This is a genomic window from uncultured Olsenella sp. (genome assembly GCF_959602185.1).
Lineage (GTDB): Bacteria > Actinomycetota > Coriobacteriia > Coriobacteriales > Atopobiaceae > Olsenella_I > Olsenella_I phocaeensis.
The window spans coordinates 376,418-397,745 of sequence record NZ_CAUGRZ010000001.1 but is presented as its reverse complement, the minus strand read 5'-3'; the positions used below and the strand labels follow the sequence as shown (position 1 = coordinate 397,745).

Genomic DNA, 21,328 nt, shown 5'->3' with positions numbered 1-21,328 from the left:
TACTTGATGGCGCTCAGCGAGTCCGCCACGACGGAGAGCCCGGCGATGCCCGTGGCGAACCAGCGATGCACGTGCTCGTCGTGCAGGGCCATCTGCAGGCGCTCGTAGCAGTACTTGTCGTGCATGTAGTGGATGATGTTGAGGGCGTTCACGTAGACGCCGGCGAGCCAGGCCATCATGTCGCGGTACTTCTCAACCACGTCGTCGTAGTCGAGGTACTCGCCCTCCACCGGACGGAACTTGGGGCCGATCTGCTCGCCCGTCTTCTCGTCGCGTCCGCCGTTGATGGCATAGAGCAGGCACTTCGCGAGGTTGGCACGTGCACCGAAGAACTGCATCTCCTTGCCGATGCGCATCGAGCTCACGCAGCAGGCGATGGCGTAGTCGTCACCGTGGTAGACGCGCATGAGGTCGTCGTTCTCGTACTGGATGGAACTGGTGGCGATGGATATCTTGGCGCAGTAGCGCTTGAAGGGCTCGGGCAGGCGGGTGCTCCAGAGCACGGTGAGGTTGGGCTCGGGGCTGGTGCCCATGTTCTCGAGGGTGTGGAGGTAGCGATAGCTCGTCTTGGTGACCATGGAGCGACCGTCCACGCCCATGCCGCCGATGGACTCCGTGACCCACTGGGGGTCGCCGGAGAAGAGCTCGTTGTACTCGGGAGTGCGCGCGAACTTGACCATGCGCAGCTTCATGACCAGGTGGTCGATGACCTCCTGCACCTGGGACTCGTCCAAGAGCCCTCGCGCGAGGTCCCTCTCGGCATAGATGTCGAGGAACGCGGAGTTGCGCCCGATGGACATGGCCGCGCCGTTCTGCTCCTTGACGGCGGCGAGGTAGCCCATGTAGAGCCACTGGACAGCCTCCTGGAAGTCCTGGGCGGGGCGGCCCAGCTCCAGACCGTAGATGCGCCCGAGCTCCCTCAGCTCCTCGAGGGCGCGCGCCTGCTCGGCTAGCTCCTCGCGATGGCGTATCACGGCCTCCGTCATGTGCTTCTGGGTGCCCGCCTTCTCGGCCCTCTTCTCTGCGACGAGGAAGTCCACGCCATAGAGGGCGACGCGGCGGTAGTCGCCTATGATGCGCCCGCGCCCGTAGGCGTCGGGGAGCCCCGTGATGATGTGCGAGTGGCGGCAGGCGCGCATCTCGGGCGTGTAGACGTCGAAGACCCCGGCGTTGTGGGTCTTGCGGCGCTTGGTGTAGAAGTCGACGATCTGGGGGTCCACATGGTAGCCGTGGCTCTCGCAGGCGGCCACCGCCATGCGTATGCCGCCGTCCACCATGAGGGCGCGCTTGAGGGGGCGGTCGGTCTGCAGCCCCACGACCCTCTCGAGCGGGCGGTCTATGTAGCCGGGCCCGTGGCTCGTGATGGTGCTCACGACGTCGGTGTCCATGTCGAGCACGCCGTCGTGCGCGCGCTCCTCCTCGAAGAGGTCCATGACCTCGTCCCAGAGCCTCCTCGTGGCCTCGGTGGGCCCTGCGAGGAACGACTCGTCGCCGTCGTAGGGCGTGTAGTTCCTCTGGATGAAGTCCCTGACGTCCACGTGGCGCTCCCAGTTGCCGCCGACGAAGCCTTCCCATGCCTTCTGCATCGCACGCTCCCAAGGGTCCGTTTGCGGGCGTCCCCTGCGGCGCCCGCACTGTTAGCTCTATCTAACCTACCAGAGTCCTTTGCGAGGGGTGAGACCCAGTCTAAACCAGTCCATCTGGGATTAGCACAACATATTGTTATTTAATTTCTGTGAAACACCACATATTGCATATAAATTAAACCAATTGCTTCAGAAGCAGATGAGGGGGAGAGAGGCGTCCCCTTCGATCCTCCCTCGTCTCGCACCAGGCGTCAGGTGTGCATGGGATGAATCTCCCCGTCCCCGCCTAGGTCGGGGCGTTCTGGGTAGAACCAGCAGGTGAAAAATCGCGCGCGAGGGATGGTTTGCCATGCTCCAGCTCAAGAACATACGCAAGGCCTACGTCACCGACTCCTTCACCCAGGTGGCCCTGGACGACGTGTCGGTGACCTTCAGGGACAACGAGTTCGTGGCCATCCTCGGGCCCTCGGGCTCGGGCAAGACCACCATGCTCAACATCCTGGGCGGCCTCGACCACGCCGACTCGGGCGACATCGTGGTCAATGGGACCTCCACCAAGGACTTCGGCTCGAAGGACTGGGACACCTACCGCAACCACCGCGTGGGCTTCGTCTTCCAGAGCTACAACCTCATCCCGCACCAGAGCATCCTCTCCAACGTCGAGCTCGCCCTCACGCTCTCGGGGGTGGGCCGCTCGGAGCGGCGCGCGCGGGCGAGGGAGGCCCTCGAGCGCGTGGGGCTCGGCGAGCACCTGCACAAGCGCCCGAGCCAGCTCTCCGGCGGGCAGATGCAGCGCGTGGCCATCGCACGCGCGCTGGTGAACGACCCCGACATCGTCCTCGCCGACGAGCCCACCGGCGCCTTGGACAGCGAGACCGGCGTGCAGGTCATGGATATCCTGAAGGGGGTGGCACGCGACCGCCTCGTCGTGATGGTCACGCACAATCCCGAGCTCGCCGAGGCCTACGCCACCCGCATCGTGCGCGTGCGCGACGGTCGCATAGAGGGTGACAGCGACCCCCTGCGCCCCGAGGGGCTGGGGACGGCGCGCGCGGGCGCGTCGGGAGCCATGGCCGGCGTGTCAGGTCCTGCCTCGGCCACCGCCGGACCAGGGGAGAGGGACGCCTCCAAGCCTGGCAGGCATGCCTCGATGTCGTTCGCGACGGCCCTCTCGCTCTCGTTCAACAACCTCATGACCAAGAAGGGGCGCACCTTCCTCACCGCCTTCGCGGGCTCCATCGGCATCATCGGAATCGCTGCCATCCTCGCCCTCTCGAACGGCGTGAACGGCTACATCAAGGACACGGAGGAGAGCTCGCTGGCCTCCTATCCGCTCACCATCACCAAGAGCAGCTTCGACGTCTCGAGCCTGCTGGGCTCCGGCATCGCGGGCGGCAGCTCTGGCGGAGAGGCGCAGCAGGCCTCGGCAGACGCCGGCACCATCGGCCAGGACAAGGTCATGACCGACATGTTCGCCCAGGTCAAGAACAACGACCTCTCGTCCTTCAAGGCCTTCCTCGAGGGCGGGCAGAGCGGCATCGAGCCCTACGTCAACACGATCAAGTATTCCTACGGCGTGACGCCGCAGATCTACGAGGCCGACACGAGCGCGGGCGTCACGCGACTCAACCCCTCGGAGGTGACCACCAAGATAGCGAGCGGGGTCATGGGCTCGGCCCTCACGGGCGGTACCACCAACTCCTCCTTCAACGAGCTCGTGAGCGACCAGAAGATGCTCGACGACCAGATGGAGGTCGTCGCCGGCAGCTGGCCCAAGGCGGCGGACGAGGCGGTCCTCGTTCTTGACGCCAACGGCAGGATCAGCGACTACACCCTCTACAGTCTGGGCTTCTATGACACCGAGGCCATGAACGACATGATGAGCCAGATGCTGGGCGGCAAGGAGGTGGAGGTGCCCGACGACTACCGCGACTTCAGCTACGACGACGCGATGGGCATGAGCTTCAAGGTCGTCCCCGCCACCGCCCTCTACCAGAGGAACGACAGCACGGGTGGATGGACGGACATGTCGGCCGACGACGGATTCCTGCGCTCCGCGGTGGACGAGGGGCTGGACCTGCGCGTCGTGGGGGTGGTCAAGCCCCGGAGCGTCAGCTCCTCGAGCCTCGTGCGTGAGGGCGTCGGCTACACCGCGGCCCTCACGAACGAGCTCATCCAGGAAGCCGCCGACTCCGACATCGTGAAGGAGCAGGTCGCCAAGCCCGACACCGACGTCTTCACCGGCAAGAGCTTCGAGGAGCTGCAGCAGAAGCAGGGCAAGGAGCTTGACATGGGCTCCCTCTTCGCGGTCGACGAGTCGGCGCTCAAGAGCGCCTTCTCGTTTGACGCGAGCGCGATTTCGGGCCTCTCGTCCGGCATGGACCTGGGCTCGCTCGACCTCTCGGGGCTCGCGCCCGACGCCTCGGGCTTCGACATGAGCTCGGTGCGCCTGGACACCAGCCAGCTCTCCGGCGTGTTCAGCGCCCAGAGCATGGCCGCGCTCATGGCGGGGGCGCCCAGGTTCGACCTCGCCAAGAGCGGCATCACCGACGCGCTCTCGGGCCTCTCCGACGAGCAGCGCGCCCAGCTTGGGGACGAGGCCAACGAGCTCGGCTCGGGCTTCGCCGCCTGGGCGGGCAGCAGGCTCGTCCCCTCGGACGGGGCACAGGTGGACTACGCCTCCCTCGTCCAGGAGTACCTGCAGACCGACGCCGCCAAGGCGACCATCGCCAAGCTCCAGGAGGGCTTCGGGTCGAGCATGGGCGACGTGGCCGGCCAGGCCATGCAGAAGTACCTCCAGGAGCAGCTCGCACCCTACTTCTCCAACGCGATGCAGGCCCTCGTGAGGCAGGCGGCGCAGGTCATGGCCACCCAGCTCGCGAGCCAGCTCCAGACCCAGATGGCGGCGGCCACCTCCAAGCTGGGGACACAGCTCTCCGACGCCATCGCGGGCAAGATCCAGAGCCAGATGTCGTCCCTCTCCTCCGCGCTCCAGAGCGGCTTCTCGGTGGACGCCGGCGCCTTCTCGCGTGCCATCAAGGTCAACATGAGCCAGGACGACCTGAGCTCCCTCCTGCAGAACTACATGAACGCGGAAGACCTGAGCTACGACGCCAACATGAGGAAGCTAGGCTACGCGAGGCTCGACGACCCCGAGTCGATCAGCATCTACCCCCGCGACTTCGACGCGAAGAAGTCGGTGGAGGGGGTCATCGACTCCTACAACCGAGGCGAGGAGGCCGCCGGCAAGCCCGACTCGACCATCCAGTACTCCGACCTCGTGGGCGCCCTCATGAGTTCCGTGACCGACATCGTCAACATGATCTCGACGGTGCTCATCGCCTTCGTGTCCATCTCGCTCGTGGTCAGCTCGGTGATGATCGCCATCATCACCTACATCTCGGTCCTCGAGCGCAAGAAGGAGATCGGCATCCTGCGCGCCATGGGCGCCTCCAGGCTCAACGTCGCCAACATTTTCAACGCCGAGACCGTGATCGAGGGGCTTCTCTCGGGCGTCTTCGCCGTCGGCCTCGTGTACCTGGCCTCGGTTCCCGTGAACGCCTTCGTGGTGGGCTGGAAGGGAGTGCCCAACATCATGGTCCTGCCCTGGCAGAGCGCCCTCGCGCTCGTCGCCATCAGCGTGGGGCTCACCCTGGTCGCCGGGCTCATCCCCTCGAGCATGGCCGCCCGCCGCGACCCGGTGGAGGCGCTCAGGAGCGAGTAGCGCATCACGGGCGTGGCCGGCGGCCTCATGACGCCCCGTCGGGACGTCCGTGCGTCGGGTCCTCCCTGCGTGCGGACGTTCCCTTCGACTGGTATTTTCTTGTTTGGGCATTGCGGGGCCGTCGCGCGGCCCACCTTGCCGATTCCAAGCACTTTTGCAGGCGAGAGGGGACGCATGGCGCAGATGCAGGAGGAGAGCGGCCTGGCGGCGGAGCGCGCCCGCAGGCTCTTCGTCGACACGCCTCCACTCAGGCTCTTCCTCGTGGCGGCGGTCCCGGGGGCGGCCAGCATGCTCGTGTCCGCCCTCTACAACCTTGCCGACGGCATCTTCGTGGGGCAGCTCCTGGGGCAGCAGGCCTTCGCCGCGGTCAACCTCGCCATGCCCTTCGTCATCCTCAACTTCGCCTTCGGCGACATGATCGGCGTGGGCTCGTCCGTTCCCATCTCGATCAGCATGGGAAGGGGTGACGACGAGCGGGCCAACAACATCTTCAGCTGCTCCGTCCTCCTCAACGTCCTGCTGGGTGCCGTCACGGGCGCGGCTCTCTTCCTCGCAGCCCCCGCCATCATGGCGGCCATGGGGGCGACGGGGGAGCTCGCCTCGATGGCGGTGGACTTCCTGCGCGTCTACGCGGCCTTCTCGCCCATCACAGTGGGGATGTTCGCGGTCGACAACTACCTCAAGGCCTGTGGGAGGATTCGCTCCTCCCTCGCCCTCAACGTCTTCATGGCGGTGTTCGGCGGCGTGGTGGAGTTCTCGCTCATGTACTTCCTGCACCTGGGGATCCTGGGGGCCGCCTTGGGCTACGCCCTCGCCATGGCGGTCTGCACCGTGCTCGCGCTTCTGCCCTTCGCCCTGGGGAGGATGCAGCTGCGCTTCGTGAGGCCTCGCCTGAGCTGGGCCCTCGTGCGGGAGATCGCGGCCTCTGGCATGCCTACCTTCCTCAACAACGTCGCCGGCCGCGTCACCTCGATCGCGCTCAACGCGGCCCTGCTCCTTCTGGGTGGGGAGTACGCGGTCTCTGCCTACGGCCTGCTCATGTACGTGGACGGCTTCGTGTTCCCGCTGATCTACGGAGTCTGCGACTCGCTGCAGCCCTCCGTGGGGTACAACTGGGGCGCTCGCCGCCAGGACCGCGTCGTCGCCATCGAGCGCTGCGTCTTCGCCGCCTGTGCCGCCATCTCGCTCGCCTCCGGCGTCGCGATGGCCCTTCTCCCGCGCGAGCTCACTCTGCTCTTCATCTCTGACCCGGCCCCCGAGCTCATGGCCCTCGCGACCGTCGCCTTCCGCGTGTTCGCCGTGTCGTTTACCGTGAGGTGGTTCTCGTTTGCCACCCAGGCCCTCATGACGGCCATCCAGATGTCGAAGCTGGCCTCGCTCCTCTCGGTGTGCAGCGCGCTCGTGTTCCCCCTCCTCGAGCTCCCGCTCCTCTGGCCCCTCGGCCTCACGGGGCTCTGGCTCAACTACCCGGTCATGTCGTTCCTCTCGCTCGTGCTCTCGCTGTGGGTGCTCCTGGCGTTCCGGCGCGAGCTCAGGCTGGAGGCGGCATAGCATGGACGCCAAGGGCGGCCTGGGACATTGCGACTACGCACGCTTCGCACGCAAGGGGATCGAGGAGCTTGCGGGTGAGTGTGCGGTGGACGCGTTCCGTGCCACGGGTCCCGGCGGGCAGGGCGTCAACACCACCGATTCCGCAGTCCGCATGAGGCACCTCCCCACGGGCATCGTGGTGACCAGCAGGGAGTCGCGCAGCCAGTACCAGAACCGCCTGCTCTGCCTCCAGAAGCTGAGGCGGGAGCTCCTGCGCCGGTCGGTCCCGCCCAAGCAGCGGCATGCCACCAAGCCCAGCCGCGCCGCCCGCCAGAGGAGGCTGGACGAGAAGCGGAGGCGCTCCCAGCTGAAGTCGCGCCGCCGCAAGCCCGGTCCCGACGACTGAGCTTCCAATATAGGAACACATGTTCTATACTCTTGTGGCATGGAAGGGCGAGAAGGGGAGGCTCACATGTTCAGGCAGTCCAGCGAGTACAGGGTGGCGGCGTTCCTTGTCGAGGGCTTCGAGGAGTGCGAGGCGCTCGTGGTTGCCGACCTGCTATTCAGGGCGGGCATCCCCTGCGATAAGGTCTCCGTCGTGCCCGGGCTCACGGTCGTCTCGAGCCATGGCGTGAGCGTGGGCTGCGATCGCAGCGTCTGCGACGAGGACTTCGACTTCTCTGGCTACGACCTGCTCTTCCTTCCCGGGGGCATGCCCGGGACGAAGAACCTGCGCGCCTGCGGGTCCCTGTGCCAGGCGCTCGTCGAGCACGTGGGACACGGCGGCGACGTCGCGGCGATCTGCGCGGCGCCCTCGGTGCTGGCCGAGCTCGGGCTCCTCGAGGGGCGCAGGGCCACGGGTAATCCCGGCTTCCAGGAGGTCCTCGTCGAGCACGGGGCGAAGCTTCTCCAGGACGCGGTCGTGGAGGACGGTAACGTCGTGACGAGCAAGGGGCTGGGTACGGCCATCGAGCTCGGGCTCGTCCTGGTCCGCCGAATCCTGGGCGACGAGGTCCAGGAGAGGGTCAAGGCCGGCATCGTGTACCAGGGCTAGGCCACATGCGGGCAAAGACGTGCCCGTGGCCCGATGGGGGAGGCGAGGCCACCACCGGGTCACGTCGCCAGTACCTGGTCATCGACCTCAAGAGCTTCTATGCTTCGGTCGAGTGCGTCGAGCGCGGGCTTGACCCCATGACCACCAAGCTCGTGGTGGCCGACCCCACACGCACGAGCAAGACGATATGCCTGGCGGTCTCGCCCGCGCTCAAGGCCCTGGGCGTCCGCAACCGCTGCCGCGTGTTCCAGATTCCGCCCTCGATCGACTATCTTATGGCGCCGCCCCGGATGTCGCTCTACATCGAGCGCTCGGCTGACGTCTATGCCGTCTACCTGCGTTACCTCTCTCCCGATGACATCCATGTCTACTCCATAGACGAGGCCTTCCTGGACGTGACGGGCTACCTCGAGCTCTACGGCTGCAGCGTCCGCGAGCTGGGCGAGCGGATCCGCGCGGACGTCGTGAGGACGACGGGCATACCCGCCGCCTGTGGCCTGGGGACCAACCTCTACCTCGCCAAGGTCGCGCTGGACATCACGGCGAAGCATGACCCTGGCTTCTTCGGCGAGCTGGACGAGGAGGGCTACCGCGCCACGCTCTGGAACCACCGGCCTATCACCGACTTCTGGCGCGTGGGGGCGGGTACGGCCCGGCGGCTCTCCGAGCTGGGCATCCATACCATGGGGCAGGTCGCCAGTTACCCGCGTGAGCCTCTCTATCGCATCTTCGGCATAGACGCCGAGCTGCTCATAGACCATGCCTGGGGCAGGGAGCCCGTCACAATCGCGGACATAAAGGCCTATCGGTCCCAGAGCAAGAGCCTGAGCAGCGGGCAGGTCCTGGGCGACGACGTTGGCATCGAGGGCGGCTTGGTGATCGCGAAGGAGATGGCGGATGCCCTCGTCCTCGAGCTGGTAGAGAGGGGGCTTGTGGCCTCGTCCCTCTCTCTTGCCCTGGGGTATCGCCTTAACGGCAGGGAAAAGGCCGCCCTCACGTTTAGCCACGCTACGGCCGAGGGCGAGCACGGGCGGCGGGTGCGCTGGGGGGAGTTCGCGGATGGTGGCTCCGTCCGCCTTCCCGCCCCCACGAGCTCGCTGCACCAGGTTTGGGCTGCGCTCGAGCCGCTCTTTCGTCAGGTGGCAGACCCGGGTCGGCCCATACACCGGCTCACCCTGACCCTGGGTGACGTGCACGGGGCGGACGAGCGCGGGCTCCAGCTGAGCCTCTTCCAGGGGGAGGGGGAGTCACCGCGCGAGCGGGCACGCCAGGAGGCGGTGAGCGCGGTCAAGCGGAGATTCGGCAAGAACGCCCTTCTGAGGGGGCTCGACCTCCTGCCCGACGCGACGGCGCGCGAGAGAAACGCGCAGATAGGGGGCCATCGCAGTGGATGAGTTCTATCTGAGGCACCCGCGCATGCCGCTTTCCGAGCGTGCCAAGATCTTCATTCCCTTCGAGCCCCTCAAGGGCTTCAGGGAGGCCCTGGACGAGCGGGAGCGACGGCTCACCCTGAGCGTTCGGCCCGAGCTCTCGGACGAGCGGGGCGCGGAGCTCTCCCGCCGGCTTGCCGACCTGGGGAGGGGAGATGCCGTCGTCGTGCGCTATCACGCGGAGGGTGAGACCAGGTCAGCCGAGGGGCCCTTCTTCGGCCTCGACGAGGGGCATGGCCTCCTGCTGGTGGGAAGCCTCCGGGTCCCGCTCGCCTCGGTGGTGGGCATCGAGGGGGTGCGGGACCTTCCAGAGTCCCCATAGGTGGGGTTCCCGCACTTTGGAAGTCGGGGCGGTACGGCAGCACGTGCGTGGGAATACTGGGTGCAGGAATCGACGTGCGACGGAGCCGCCTTGGCGTGGTTCGCACGAGAGAGGGGGTCGTGACGTTGCTCAGGCTCGTTGCCATAGAGGCGGGAATGCTGGGGCCAACCAGGCAAGGCGTTGCGTCTGCGGAGGAGCTGGACGCCTTGGGACGCCTGGAGGCGCTTGGGGCTCGCGTCGTCCTCCTCTGCGGGGGTGGCAGGGAGGAGCTCTCTGCGCTCCTGGGCGGCAGCCGGGACCTGGCGCCCTTAGCCGTCCTGGACGGCGGCGCGATGGTTCTGGACGGGGGCCGCGCGTTCCCGCCTTCCGAGGCGCGGGGCTTCGAAGGCGCGGTGGGCTGCCTGCTCGCGACGCATGGGCTCGGCTGGGAGGACGCTGCCTTCCTGGGGGAGTCCGCCGCGGGGCTTGGCTGCATGCTCCGGGCGGGGTGCTCCGCCACCTGCGAGGACGCGCCGGGAGTGGCTCTGGAAGCAGCCCGCTACGTGATCGGCCCCCGGAGCGAGGGAAGCGTCGCCTCCGCCTTGGGGGAGTTCGCGGACGGCATCGAATGGGGAGAGGAGCCCTCGTTCGTGCGTCGCGAGAGGGAGGGACGCCCGGGCCTTGGCGACGGCGAACCCCTGGAAGAGCCGCGACGCGGTGGGGTGGCCCTCCTCCTGCTGGGCCTCGTCGTTGCCCTGGCGGCCGGTAGGTTCATGCTCGTCTCGCTCGAGCGTGGGGTCGTTCTGGCCCTGTCGTCGGTGCTGCTTGCCCTTGTCGGAGTCGCCCTCTTCTACTTGGGCGTCGGTCGCATCCGGGATGCCAGGGGGCCTGGCGGCAGGGCCTGAGCCCCCTCTCGCCAAGAGGCGCGTCCCCATGGCCGAAAATGCGGCGGCCCTAAACCTCCCTGTGTCATGATGGGGCCGGGAAGGGGGTCCGTGTGGCATTCATCGAGTTCAGGGACGTATGCAAGACCTACAGGATGGGCGACGTGGAGGTGCGGGCCGTCGACGGGATGAGCTTCTCCATCGAGCGGGGCGAGCTCGTCGTCATCGTGGGACCCTCCGGCGCGGGCAAGACGACCGTCCTCAACATGCTGGGGGGCATGGACTCTTGCAGTTCTGGGACGATCGAGCTTGACGGACAGCTCGTGAGTGGCATGGGGGAGCGAGAGCTCACCCAGTACAGACGGCACGACATAGGCTTCGTCTTCCAGTTCTACAACCTGGTGCAGAACCTCACCGCCTTGGAGAACGTCGAGCTCGCCAGCCAGATCTGCCGCGACCCTCTGCCTGCGGCCAGGGTTCTCGAGCAGGTCGGCCTGGCAGGCCGCGCGGACAACTTCCCCTCACAGCTCTCTGGCGGCGAGCAGCAGCGCGTCGCCATCGCCCGTGCCCTGGCGAAGAACCCCAAGCTACTCCTCTGTGACGAGCCGACGGGCGCCTTGGACTTTCGGACGGGCAAGCAGGTCCTCAAGCTCCTGCAGGACAGCTGCAGGGTGGACGGGCGCACCGTCGCCATCGTGACGCACAACCTCGCTTTCACGGGCATCGCCGACCGCGTCATCCGCGTGCGCGAGGGGCGTGCCCAGAGCATAGAGACGAACGAGTGCCCTGTCGACGCGCTTACGGTGGAGTGGTAGCCCCATGCCGGGTGGGCCCGACAAGGCCAGGTCGACGCGCCGTGGGAGGCGCCTTGCCTTCTGGGTTGAGCTCGCGCGCGGCGTGAGGGGCTCCCTCGGCCGCTTCCTCGCCATCATGGGCATCGTCGCGCTGGGGTCCGGGTTCTTTGCCGGCCTGCAGGCGAGCGGTGCGGACATGAGGCTCGCCGCCGACCGTTACTACGACGAGACGAGGCTCTGGGACCTGCGAGTCATCAGCACGCTGGGGCTCGACGTCGCCGACCTCGAGCGTCTGGCGGAGGTCGACAGCGTCGAGGACGTCATGCTCTCGCGCTCCGTCGATGCCATGGCCCGCCTGGGCGACGAGCAGCTTGCCGTCCGGATCAGCTCGATTAGGACGGGAAGCGCGGAGTCATCGAGGCAGCTGGGCAGCGGCTCCGTCGAGTCGGACGACGACTCCTACCTGAACAGGCTCCTTCTGAGGAGCGGTCGCTGGCCCGAGGGTCCGGACGAGTGCGTCGTCTGCTCCGACGCCCCGGTGAAGGCAGGTGAGGGCCAAAAGGTCGACGTCCTCTACGGCGGCAAGGGCTTCGCGGACCTCTTCGAGGCGCGCAGGCTCGAAGTCGTGGGCACGGTCAGCTCCCCCGACCATCCCTACACGGGAAGCCTTGGGTCGACCAAGCTGGGAAGCGGCTCGATCGAGCAGCTCGTCTTCGTCGGCGAGGAGGCCTTCAAGGACGCGAGCCCCTACGGCGAGGCATACCTGACGGTGAGGGGCGCACGCGAGGAGCTGAGCGAGTCGGACGCCTACTTTGACGTCGTGGGCAGGGTGAAGGCGGCGCTCGAGGGGAAGGCCAGCGTCCTCGAGCGTGAGCGCCAGGAGGACCTCAGGGCGAAGGCCCAGTCGGAGCTCGACGAGAAGTGGGCGGAGTACGAGGAACAGCACGGCGAGACCTACGGGAAGCTGGCTGAGGCGAAGGCGGAGCTCGACGATGCCGAGAAGAGCATCTCCAGCGGTCGGGCGTCGCTCGACGCGGGCCAGGCCGAGTACGAGGAGGGCCTCTCCACCTACCGCGACCAGAAGGCGGACGCCGAGCGACAGCTCGCGGACGCCCAGGGGCAAATAGACGAGCAGCGCGACCTCCTCGACCAGAAGGAGGCCGCACTCGCGGCGGCAGAGTCCGAATGGAGGGAGGGCTACGACGCCCTGTCCTCAGCCCTTGCGACACAGGGGATGGGCGGGAGCGCCTCGGAGCTCCTCGCGGCCCTCGACGACCGCCTTGCCCAGTTGGCCTCGGCACGCGAGCAGCTCGAGGCCTTGAAGGCCCAGAGGTCCCAGATCGAGGAGGCGGCCTCGCAGCGGGAGGCACTCGTGGGGGGCATAGCTCAGGCGAGATCTGCCGTGGAGCGGCTCGAGGAGGCCAAGGAGCTCCTGCAGGAGGGCTTCACGCCCCAGATGCAGGAGCAGCTCGACCAGGCGAGGGCGCAGCTCGAACAGCTCGAGCAGAGTCTGGCCGGGCTCGATGCCAGCGTGGCGTACCTTCCGGAACTCGAGGCCGGCATCGCCACAATCGAGTCCCAACTTCCCTCGGAGCAGGAGCTCGAGGCACTTGCGGCCGCCCGCGAGTCTGCTGCGAAGCTCGTGGACTCCGAGTCCCGGCTCGTCGAGGGGCGACGGCAGCTCGAGGACGGAAGGGCGCGCCTCGACGCCGGGCAGGCCGAGCTCGACCAGAAAAAACGTGATGCCAACGAGTCTTTGGCCAGCGCAAAGGACAAGCTCGACGCAGCGGCGCGGGAGCTGGCCTCCTCCCGCCAGAGGCTGGACGACGCGCGGGCGCGTTACGAGGAGGGGCTGGCGGAGTATCGCAGCGGTAAGGACGAGGCTGGCAGGCGCTTCTTTGACGCCCGCAGGCAGCTCGAGGACGCGCAGGAGAAGATCGATTCCATCGAGCTGCCCGACTTCTACGTGCTCGACCGCGGCCAGAGCGAGGGGGCGGCGACCTACAGCGCGGACAGCAAGCGCATCGACTCCATAGCCAACGTCTTCCCCCTCTTCTTCTTCCTTGTGGCGGCGCTGGTGTCGCTCACCACCATGACGCGCACGGTGGAGGACGAACGCATGCAGATTGGCAGCTACAAGGCCCTGGGGTACGGCAAGGCGCAGATCGCGCTCAGATACCTCCTCTATGCCGGGCTCGCGGCGGGGACGGGAGCCGTCCTGGGGATCGCGCTCCTCTCCCAGCTCCTGCCCCACATCATCATGAGCTCGTACTCGATCATCTACGCGCTACCGCCGCTGGGGTTCCCCCTGCCTGTCGAGCCGCGCTCCGCCCTCCTCGCGGGCGGCCTGGGCGTGGGCGTGACCCTCCTGGCGACCTGGGCGGCCGTCATCAGCAGCCTGCGCGAGACCCCGGCGTCTCTCCTCCTCCCGCGTGCCCCCAAGCCTGGCAAGCGCATCCTGCTCGAGCGCATGGGCCCCCTCTGGGCGCGCGTCTCGTTCTCGTGGAAGGTGACCCTGCGCAACCTCTTCCGCTACAAGCGCCGCCTGCTCATGACGGTGATCGGCATATCGGGGTGCGCCGCCCTCCTGCTCGTCGGGCTGGGACTGCACGACTCCATATGGGACATCATCGACAGGCAGTTTGGTCCCATCGTCCATTACGACACCACGGTGGGCCTGAGCGCCTCCGCCGACGAGCTGGACGTGAGCTCGGTCGTCGACTTCCTCGAGTCCACGGGCGAGGTGGAGGACCTCTGCCGCGTACAGGAAACGAACATGCAGGCTACGGGCCCCGGGGAGGGCAGCTCTGCCACCGACACCACGCGCGTGAGCGTGGTGGTCCCCCGCGCGTCCGCCGAGTTGCGCTCGCTCGTGAGCTTCAGGGAGCGTCTGGGCGGCGCGCGGGTCGACTTCACGGACGACTCCGTGCTGGTGAGCGAGAAGCTCGCCACCCTCTGCGGCGTCGGGGTGGGGGATCAGGTCACCGTCTACGAACAGGACGAGGTGGGCAACGCCGTGGGCGAGGGCCTGCGCCTCACGGTGACCGGCGTGGTCGAGAACTACGTCGGGAACTACGTCTACGTGGGGCGCGGTGCCTGGTGGCGCGCGCGGCAGGAGGTCCCCGCCTTCTCGACCATACTCGCCAACTGCACGAAGGACCCGGAGGCCCGCAGCCAGATCGCGCGCGAGCTGCACGGGTGGCACGAGGTCTCCACCGTGCTCTTCAGCGAGGAGACGATAGACACCTACCGGAGCATGCTGAGCGCGGTGAACGCCGTGGTCGTGGTGCTCGTCGTATCTGCGGCGGCCCTCGCCTTCATCGTGCTCTACAACCTGACCAACATCAACATCGGGGAGCGCGTGAGGGAGATCGCGAGCCTCAAGGTCCTGGGCTTCACCCGGCGCGAGGTATACGTCTACATCTTCCGCGAGATCTGGATCCTCTCGCTTCTGGGGGACGTCCTGGGGATGTTCCTCGGGGCCTGGCTCGAGAACTTCGTCGTCACCACCGCCGAGGTCGACTACGTCATGTTCGGCCGCGAGATACACCCGCAGAGCTTCGCCGTCGCCTTCGCGCTCACCCTGCTGTTCACGGGTCTGGTGCTCCTGGCGATGCGCCACAAGCTCGACGGCGTCGACATGGTCGAGTCGCTCAAGAGCGTCGAGTAGCCGAGGCCCCGCGCCCGCCCTGGGCAGGCGCGGGGCCCATTGCGGGGCAGTCCCTACCTGCCCAGGGCCTCGACCCTGCCCAGGAGTTCGCTCCCGCGCTCGTGGAGCATGAGGGCGCTGCCGTGGCGGGCGAGGGAATCGGACCCATGGTTGGCGACGAAGCCCATAAAGGTGGGGTCGACCGCCAGGTGGGTGACGAAGACTAGCAGCTCCTGGCCCTCGCCGAAGCAGCCGTCGAGGAAGTCGAGGGCGTGGTCGAGTCCCCGGGCGCAGCTCGTGGCCTCGGCCTCGAGCTCGCGTGCGCGCTCGTCGAGTCGGGACGACAGCCGCTCCGCCATGCGTTGCGCGTCCGTCTCGGGGCGCCGCTCGGACTCTATTCGGGCGAGAAGCGCCCGCAGCCCCTCGAGGAGCTCCTGGCGCCCGGCGAGCCTCAGGAGCCTTCCCTCGGGAACCCCTCCCTTGGAGCGTGCCTCCGCAAGCTCGTCCTGGGCCTTGGCCGCAAGCGCCGCCAGCCTCCCGGCTCCTTCCTGCGCGGCGGGCGTACCGGCGTCCCCCTCGCGCAGGCCGAGCTCCGATCTCACGTCGGAAAGGGCGAGCTCCCGGGCATCGACCGCGTGTGCCTGGGACACCAGCGCGTCCAGGAGGAGGTTCACCAGCGCGACGCGCTCGTCGAAGGGCGCCCTGGCCGCCCTACCGCAGATGTCCTCGCCCGCGCTTCCGGAAAGTATGTCCGCGACCTTGTAGTCGTCCTGGTACTTCTCGAAGAGCCTGAGGTAGAGCGAGAAGTCCTCGCTGACCTGCTTGTCCTGGAGGTACTGGGAGACGAGCTCCTGACCCGTCTCGATTCCCTCGTGGGCGTAGGCGAGGAGCATGCGCGAGAGGTCCTCCCATCCCCGTGCCGTGACCATGCGCGTCCCGTTCACGCTTGCGCGCACCTTGTAGAAGTTCGCGGGCTTGCTGGAGAGGTAGGTGGTGATGGCCGGGTGCACCCCATGGGTGACGGCGTAGTCCATCCACACCTCGAAGTCGGGCTCCACGTCGATGCGCTTGAGGCGGTCCATCATCGCGGGGTCGAACTCCCGCGCCGCCCGGTTGTACTCCGGTGGGTTGCCGGCGCAGACTATGGCCCAGCCCTCGGGCAGGCGATGCTGGCCGAAGGTCTTGTATTGGAGGAACTGCAGCATGGCGGGCATGAGCGTCTCGCTCGCGCAGTTGACCTCGTCCAGGAAGAGGATGCCCTCGTTGACGCCCGTGGCCTCGATGCTGTCGTATGCCGCCGCGACGATCTCGCTCATGGTGTAGCGGCTCACGCGGTAGGTCCTGCCCCCAAACTCCGCCTCGGCGATGTAGGGGAGCCCCAGGGCGCTCTGTCGCGTGTGGTGCGTGATGGAGTACGAGACGAAGTTGACGCCCAGCCTGTCGGCGACCTGGGCCACCACGGCGGTCTTGCCCACGCCGGGAGGGCCCATCACTATGATGGGCCGTTGCATCTGGGGCGGCACGAGATAGAGCCCGTGCTCGTCCTTTGCCAGGTAGGCCCTGACGGCACCCTCGATCTGTTCGGTCGCCGATCGTATGTTCACGTTTCTTCCTTCCTCGGAGCGCGTCTGGCTCCCTGTCGCGCGCTTGCCCGCCTGGTCGTGCTGGCGTTCGCTAGTAGACGGAGAGCGACTCGAACTCCCCGGGATGGAGCGTGATCTGCAGCGCCCAAGGTGGCACCAGCTCGGGACGGTGGTCCTCGTCGTAGAAGACGAAGGTCGTCTTGTAGGGCGGCATCCGGTCGGGGTAGATGCCCCAGCCGTCGGTGAAGTAGATGAGGCCCTGCAGGTCGTCGAACTCCCCGTTGGCGAGGAGGCCGTTCACGTAGCGGAAGGCGGGGCGGAAGTCGGTGCCGCCGAAGCCCCTGAGCTTGATGTCGCGCCTCCAGCGGTCGAGGTCCGCGACGGAGGATATCCGCACGTCGCTCTGCACGCGCAGGTCCGCCTGGATGATGTGGATGTTGGTGCGGGCGGCCCAGCTTGACTCGCTGCTGAGGACGTCGAAGCTGGCATCGACGAACTGCTGCACCACCTCGCGCGTGACCGAGCTCGAGGTGTCTATGACCAGGGCGAAGTCGCGGATGCGCCGCTCGTCCCTGAACTCGAGCGGCTCGACGAGGGGCGTGTCTCCATAGAGTTCGAGTCCGTAGGTGTAGAAGACGTAGTCGAACTCGTCCTGCGAGAGGCGCATCTCCTCGTTCTGGACGGCGAACTGCCGCAGGAACTCGCGGTAGTCCACCCGTTCGTGGGAGGAGACCTCGAGCTCGCCGACGAGCCCTCCCACGCGCTGGCCGCTCTGCCTCGAGAGCGTCTGCAGGTCGACGCGGATCGACTTGGCCGCCTCCCTCCATTCCTCCTCCCGCCGTGCGCTCTCCGCGGCAGGGTCGCGGGCCGGTGCCTGCTGGGGGCGCGGGGAGCCGTGGGCAGGACCCTCGGCCTCGGAGGGCCCCTCTCCCTTGACGTCCCCCTCGTCCTCGTCCCAGATGCCGTCGCGGTAGTCGCCCCCGCTCCCGTGCCCGTCCGAGCCTGCGGAGCCCTGGTCCTGGCCCTGCGAGCTCCTGCGGCGTTGGGAATCCGCCTGGCCGTCGGAGGGGCCGTCCTGCGCGTCCGCCCCGTCGCCCTCGTCGGTGGGCTGGTCTGCCGCACGGGGGTGCCAGGGCGCGTGGTCGTCCACGCGGAAGAGCTCCTCCCAGACCTCGCGCATGTTGTCCCAGCAGTCCCTGCGCAGGCGTCCATAGAGCCTCTCGGTCGTGACGTGCCCTTCGAAGGCGTCGTGGAGCTGTTCCATCACCGCGGCGATCTTCTTCCCGCGCTCTCCCTCGCGCGGGCCCACCAGCTCGGTGGAGAGGCCCTCGGCCACGATGTCGGCGGCGAGGTCCCATGACCTTGCGTCCACGCTGGCGTCTACGAAGGGATGCAGGAGCAGGCAGTGCACGAAGAGGTGGGCGATCTCGTGGACGGGGGGCTCGTGCGTGGCGCGGAACTCGTCGAGGGTGCGGGTGGGGTCGTACCAGAGCGTCCCGCCATCGGTCGAGAGGGACGTGCCCCCCAGCTCCCGGGGCGCCAGCTCGAGCAGGCCCATGCTGGAGGCGAGGAAGGGGTTCTGGGCGAGGAGGGCGTCTCGGGCGAGCGAGACCACCTCCAGCGCGAGGGCGTCCCTCTCGCCTTGGGCCCCATCGTCTTCCCCTGCGTCAGGGAGAGGCCCGGAAGGAGTCGAGACGATGTGGCTGGGCTGGGACGACGCAAGGCCCTTGACCCTTCGCGAGGGGTTTGGTCCCACGTCGTCCCCAAGGGCTTGCCTGGCGGCCGCGGGCCGCAGGGCCGCCGCGTCGCCCACCCCCTTGAGCCGTGCCAGCAGCCAGGCTACGGCCTCGGCGCGGCCCGCCTCGCTTGCCGCCCGGATGGCCTCCCGGAGGTTTCGCTCGGTCATGGTGCGCGGCCAGGATTCGAGCAGCCCGAGCTCGTCCAGGAACGAGTTCCTGGCGCAGCAGACCAGGACGGCACGGTTCTGCTCCTCGCTGCCCGCGCTGAGCAGGGGCACCATCGAGCGCAGCAGCTCGCCGTCCTCGCGGAGCCACCCGAGGGCGACCAGCCTTCCCAGGAAGACCTGGGGTTCCGTTTTGCAGACGAAGGCGACGATGGCCGGGTCCGCCCGGGGGACTATGAGGTTTCCCAGGACGTGCTCGATGTTGGAGTCCCCCATACCGCGCTCGCGATGGAGCTCGAGGAGCCTTTGCGCAAGCCCCAGGCAGGTTCCGGCCACATCCTCGTCGCGCCGGTCGGCATGGCGCAGGGCCTTCCAGGCCTTGACGGCGCTGGCGCGCAGCAGGTCGTCGAACACCGTGGCGTCAAAGAGCCCCTCCTCGGCCAGGCGTGCGACGAGCCCGCAGCTGGCGGCGAGGTCGACCTCTGGCGCATAGGGCGGCCCGGCGAGCTGCTCCCTGCCCGTGAAGGGCTCGAAGACCTCGGTCGAGACCGTGGGGTCCATGTTGTTCACGAAGAGGGTAGGACTCTCTCGCACGAGGTCGAAGCGGGTGAACACCCCCTCGTGGGGGAGGAGGGAGCGAATCGCGCGCGGGTGCCGGACGCCTCCCAGGAGGTCCACGCCCCGGGAGAGGAGCAGGCGAGCCACGTCCTCGCGGGCGCAGCGCAGGGCCAGCGCGAGCGCCCAGCCGCTGTAGGCGAAGTCTCCCGAGAAGGCCTGCCAAACTGCCTCCACCACGGAGGCGTCCGCCATGCAGCAGGCGCGCTCCAGGAGGTCCACCGCCTCTTGGGCGGAGAGCTCGCGCCGCACGTCGGCGAGGGCACGGCATGCCGTCGCCGCACGGGAGGAGTGACCGCTCCGGATGAGCTCGCGCGCCTGCTCGAGCATGTCTCGTGCGTTGCGTTCCGCGCTCGCCTGGGCCATGTCCCTCCCTTTTTTGGCTTACTATCTCACACGAGACTCGCCCCGCGTCCGCGCGGTTGGCCGACGCTGGGAGAATTCGCATGATACGGCTCGTTCTTTGCGACATGGACGGCACCTTGCTGCCCTTTGGGCATCAGGAGGTCTCCGCGCGGACGCTTGCGGCAATCGAGGCGCTGCGACGGGCGGGAATCGGCTTCGGCCCGGCAAGCGGGCGCGAGCTCGAGGACGTGATGGGCTTCTTCGGCAAGGGAAGCGTCACCATAGAGAACGGCATCCTCGCCAATGGCAAGTACGTCTTGGCGGGTGGCGAGGTGGTGTACAGGCGGGAGCTCGACCGCCATGCGCTCCAGAAGGTCGTCGACTACGCCGCGAGCCAGCGTGACTGCGGCCTGGTGACCCATGGGCCGACCCGTTCCGACGGGAGCGCGGAGCGCCTGCTCCTGGGGGCGAGCGCCGAGGAGGCGGCGGGGATGCGCACCAGCGAGGGCGGGCGCGTGGACGTCACCCTTGCCCCCGAGCTGCCCGACTGCCCCATCCTCACGGTGGGCTTCCTCTGCAGCGGCTCCACCACGAGGTTTGCAGAGGTCCGCCAGGAGCTTGCCGTCGCGGCGCCGGAGCTCGACTTCGTCTCTCCCGCCCCCGGTTTCCTGGACGTCATGCCCCGGGGCTGGAACAAGGGCACGGCACTTGACCTCCTCCTCGAGGCCCTTGGGCTCGCGACGGACGAGGTGGCGTTCTTCGGGGACTCCGAGAACGACCTCGCCCTCATGCGTCGCCTTCCCAACTCGGTCTGCGTGGAGAACGGCAGCGACGAGGCGAAGCGAACGGCGAGCTTCCACATCGCCCGCGACCTCGACGACGCTCCGGCACGGGTCATGGAGGTCATCGCGCGGAGCGGAGGAGACCTGGCCATTCCCGACGAGGTCTCGAGGGACTAGGTGGCTCGCCCTCCCGTGGCGTTTGCAAAAGGCCCCTCTCCAAACAGGGCAGGCAGGAGGGCATGGCGCAACTTCCTTGTCGCCTGCGGCCTTGCCGTCGCCCTGGGCGTCCTGGCCACCGCCCCCTATGGGGTGCCCGGGGCGCAACCCATGGCCGCGAGGTCCCAGACGTCCCCCTCGGAGGACGGCGATCCGGGGACTTCCGTCGATGCCGCGGCGACGGAGCCGGGCGCTCTCGCCTACACCAGCTGGTCGGAGCAGGAGAGCCCCAACTACGTTCGCCTGGTCGGCACGGCCGAGGTCGCAGAGCCGCTCGAGCCGGGGAAGGTCGTCTACGAAGGACTGGACGCACTGGGGAGGACGGGTCGCGTGCGCGCGTGCATCACGCGTCAGATGATGGACGAGGGTCGTGCCAGGGCGCGTTCGCGCTCCCTCCCAGACCCATCCGGGTGGCCCTCCCACAACGAGGAGGTATCCATCGAGATCCCTGACGGGCGCATCTACCACGGCTGGTTCTGGAACCGCAGCCACCTGCTCGCCAAGTCCCTGGGCGGGAGCGACGAGCTGCAGAACCTGGTCTGCGGGACGAGGATGCAGAACGTCGGCGCCAACGACGGGCAGGGCGGAATGGACATGTTCGAGTCGGCCATCCGCAGCTGGCTGGAGGTGTATCCCGACGTGAGCGTCCAGTACGTGGCAACGCCCCTCTACGAGGGGGACGAGCCCATCTGCCGCTCGGTCATGGTGGACGTCCTCTCGTCTGACGGGCAGATCGACGAGCGTCTCGAGGTGTACAACGCCGCGAAGGGCTACCGGATCGACTACCACACGGGCGAGTTTGCCAGCGTCTCCTAGCTGGCGTACCCCGCTTGCCGCTCCCTTCTGCCGTCCGTGCATATCTTGTCCTGGAAGGCATCCGGAAACCTATCCTTGGACTCACGATCACACATTCCAGGTTCACTTCCTTGCAA

13 protein-coding genes and 1 pseudogene are annotated in these 21,328 nt (G+C 67.8%); 11 read left to right on the top strand and 3 right to left on the bottom strand.

Going from position 1 to position 21,328, the window contains the following annotated elements:
- The coding region (locus Q5923_RS01835; RefSeq protein ID WP_303131751.1) for a pyruvate formate lyase family protein at nt 1-1,586 on the bottom strand (1,586 nt) is incomplete at its 3' end.
- A 349-nt stretch (nt 1,587-1,935) separates the two neighbouring features.
- Here Q5923_RS01835 and Q5923_RS01830 point away from each other — a divergent pair.
- The 9 genes and pseudogenes from Q5923_RS01830 (at nt 1,936) to Q5923_RS01790 (ending at nt 14,973) form a co-directional block, all read left to right on the top strand.
- Nucleotides 1,936-5,310 carry an ABC transporter ATP-binding protein/permease gene (locus Q5923_RS01830; RefSeq protein WP_303131749.1) on the top strand — a complete coding sequence of 1,125 codons (3,375 nt, stop codon included), beginning with the start codon at nt 1,936-1,938 and terminating at the stop codon, nt 5,308-5,310.
- A 174-nt stretch (nt 5,311-5,484) separates the two neighbouring features.
- Nucleotides 5,485-6,861, top strand: a complete 1,377-nt coding sequence (locus Q5923_RS01825; protein WP_009279039.1) for an MATE family efflux transporter — start codon at nt 5,485-5,487, stop codon at nt 6,859-6,861.
- Between the two features lie 85 nt (nt 6,862-6,946).
- Nucleotides 6,947-7,246 (top strand): annotated as a pseudogene (locus Q5923_RS01820) (peptide chain release factor-like protein); the annotation flags it as partial.
- Between the two features lie 66 nt (nt 7,247-7,312).
- Nucleotides 7,313-7,894 (top strand): DJ-1 family glyoxalase III, encoded by a 582-nt coding sequence (locus Q5923_RS01815; RefSeq protein ID WP_303131747.1) that lies wholly within the window; start codon nt 7,313-7,315, stop codon nt 7,892-7,894.
- A 5-nt stretch (nt 7,895-7,899) separates the two neighbouring features.
- Entirely contained in the window at nt 7,900-9,288 is a 1,389-nt protein-coding gene (locus tag Q5923_RS01810; RefSeq protein WP_303131745.1) for a DNA repair protein, read from the top strand.
- Nucleotides 9,281-9,646, top strand: coding sequence for a hypothetical protein (locus tag Q5923_RS01805; RefSeq protein WP_303131743.1), 366 nt, complete (start codon nt 9,281-9,283; stop codon nt 9,644-9,646). Before Q5923_RS01810 ends, Q5923_RS01805 begins: the two co-directional genes overlap by 8 nt.
- 119 nt (nt 9,647-9,765) lie before the next feature.
- A complete protein-coding gene (locus Q5923_RS01800) occupies nt 9,766-10,530 on the top strand; it encodes a hypothetical protein (RefSeq protein WP_303131741.1) in 765 nt (254 codons plus the stop codon).
- Nucleotides 10,531-10,622: 92 nt separating this feature from the next.
- Nucleotides 10,623-11,324 carry an ABC transporter ATP-binding protein gene (locus tag Q5923_RS01795; RefSeq protein WP_009279045.1) on the top strand — a complete coding sequence of 234 codons (702 nt, stop codon included), beginning with the start codon at nt 10,623-10,625 and terminating at the stop codon, nt 11,322-11,324.
- A 4-nt stretch (nt 11,325-11,328) separates the two neighbouring features.
- Nucleotides 11,329-14,973, top strand: coding sequence for an FtsX-like permease family protein (locus Q5923_RS01790; RefSeq protein ID WP_303131739.1), 3,645 nt, complete (start codon nt 11,329-11,331; stop codon nt 14,971-14,973).
- A 53-nt stretch (nt 14,974-15,026) separates the two neighbouring features.
- Here Q5923_RS01790 and Q5923_RS01785 read toward each other — a convergent pair whose 3' ends face one another.
- Both Q5923_RS01785 and Q5923_RS01780 read right to left on the bottom strand, forming a co-directional pair.
- Nucleotides 15,027-16,556 (bottom strand): ATP-binding protein, encoded by a 1,530-nt coding sequence (locus Q5923_RS01785; protein WP_303131737.1) that lies wholly within the window; start codon nt 16,554-16,556, stop codon nt 15,027-15,029.
- Nucleotides 16,557-16,626: 70 nt separating this feature from the next.
- Complete coding sequence (locus Q5923_RS01780) at nt 16,627-19,419, bottom strand: DUF2201 family putative metallopeptidase (protein ID WP_303131735.1); 2,793 nt, start codon at nt 19,417-19,419, stop codon at nt 16,627-16,629.
- An 80-nt stretch (nt 19,420-19,499) separates the two neighbouring features.
- On the opposite strand from Q5923_RS01780, the gene Q5923_RS01775 reads away from it, so the two are divergent.
- On the top strand, nt 19,500-20,357 hold the full coding sequence (locus Q5923_RS01775) for an HAD family hydrolase (protein ID WP_303131733.1): 858 nt from the start codon (nt 19,500-19,502) through the stop codon (nt 20,355-20,357).
- 15 nt (nt 20,358-20,372) lie between these two features.
- Entirely contained in the window at nt 20,373-21,212 is an 840-nt protein-coding gene (locus Q5923_RS01770; RefSeq protein WP_303131731.1) for a DNA/RNA non-specific endonuclease, read from the top strand.
- Nucleotides 21,213-21,328 lie beyond the last annotated feature (116 nt).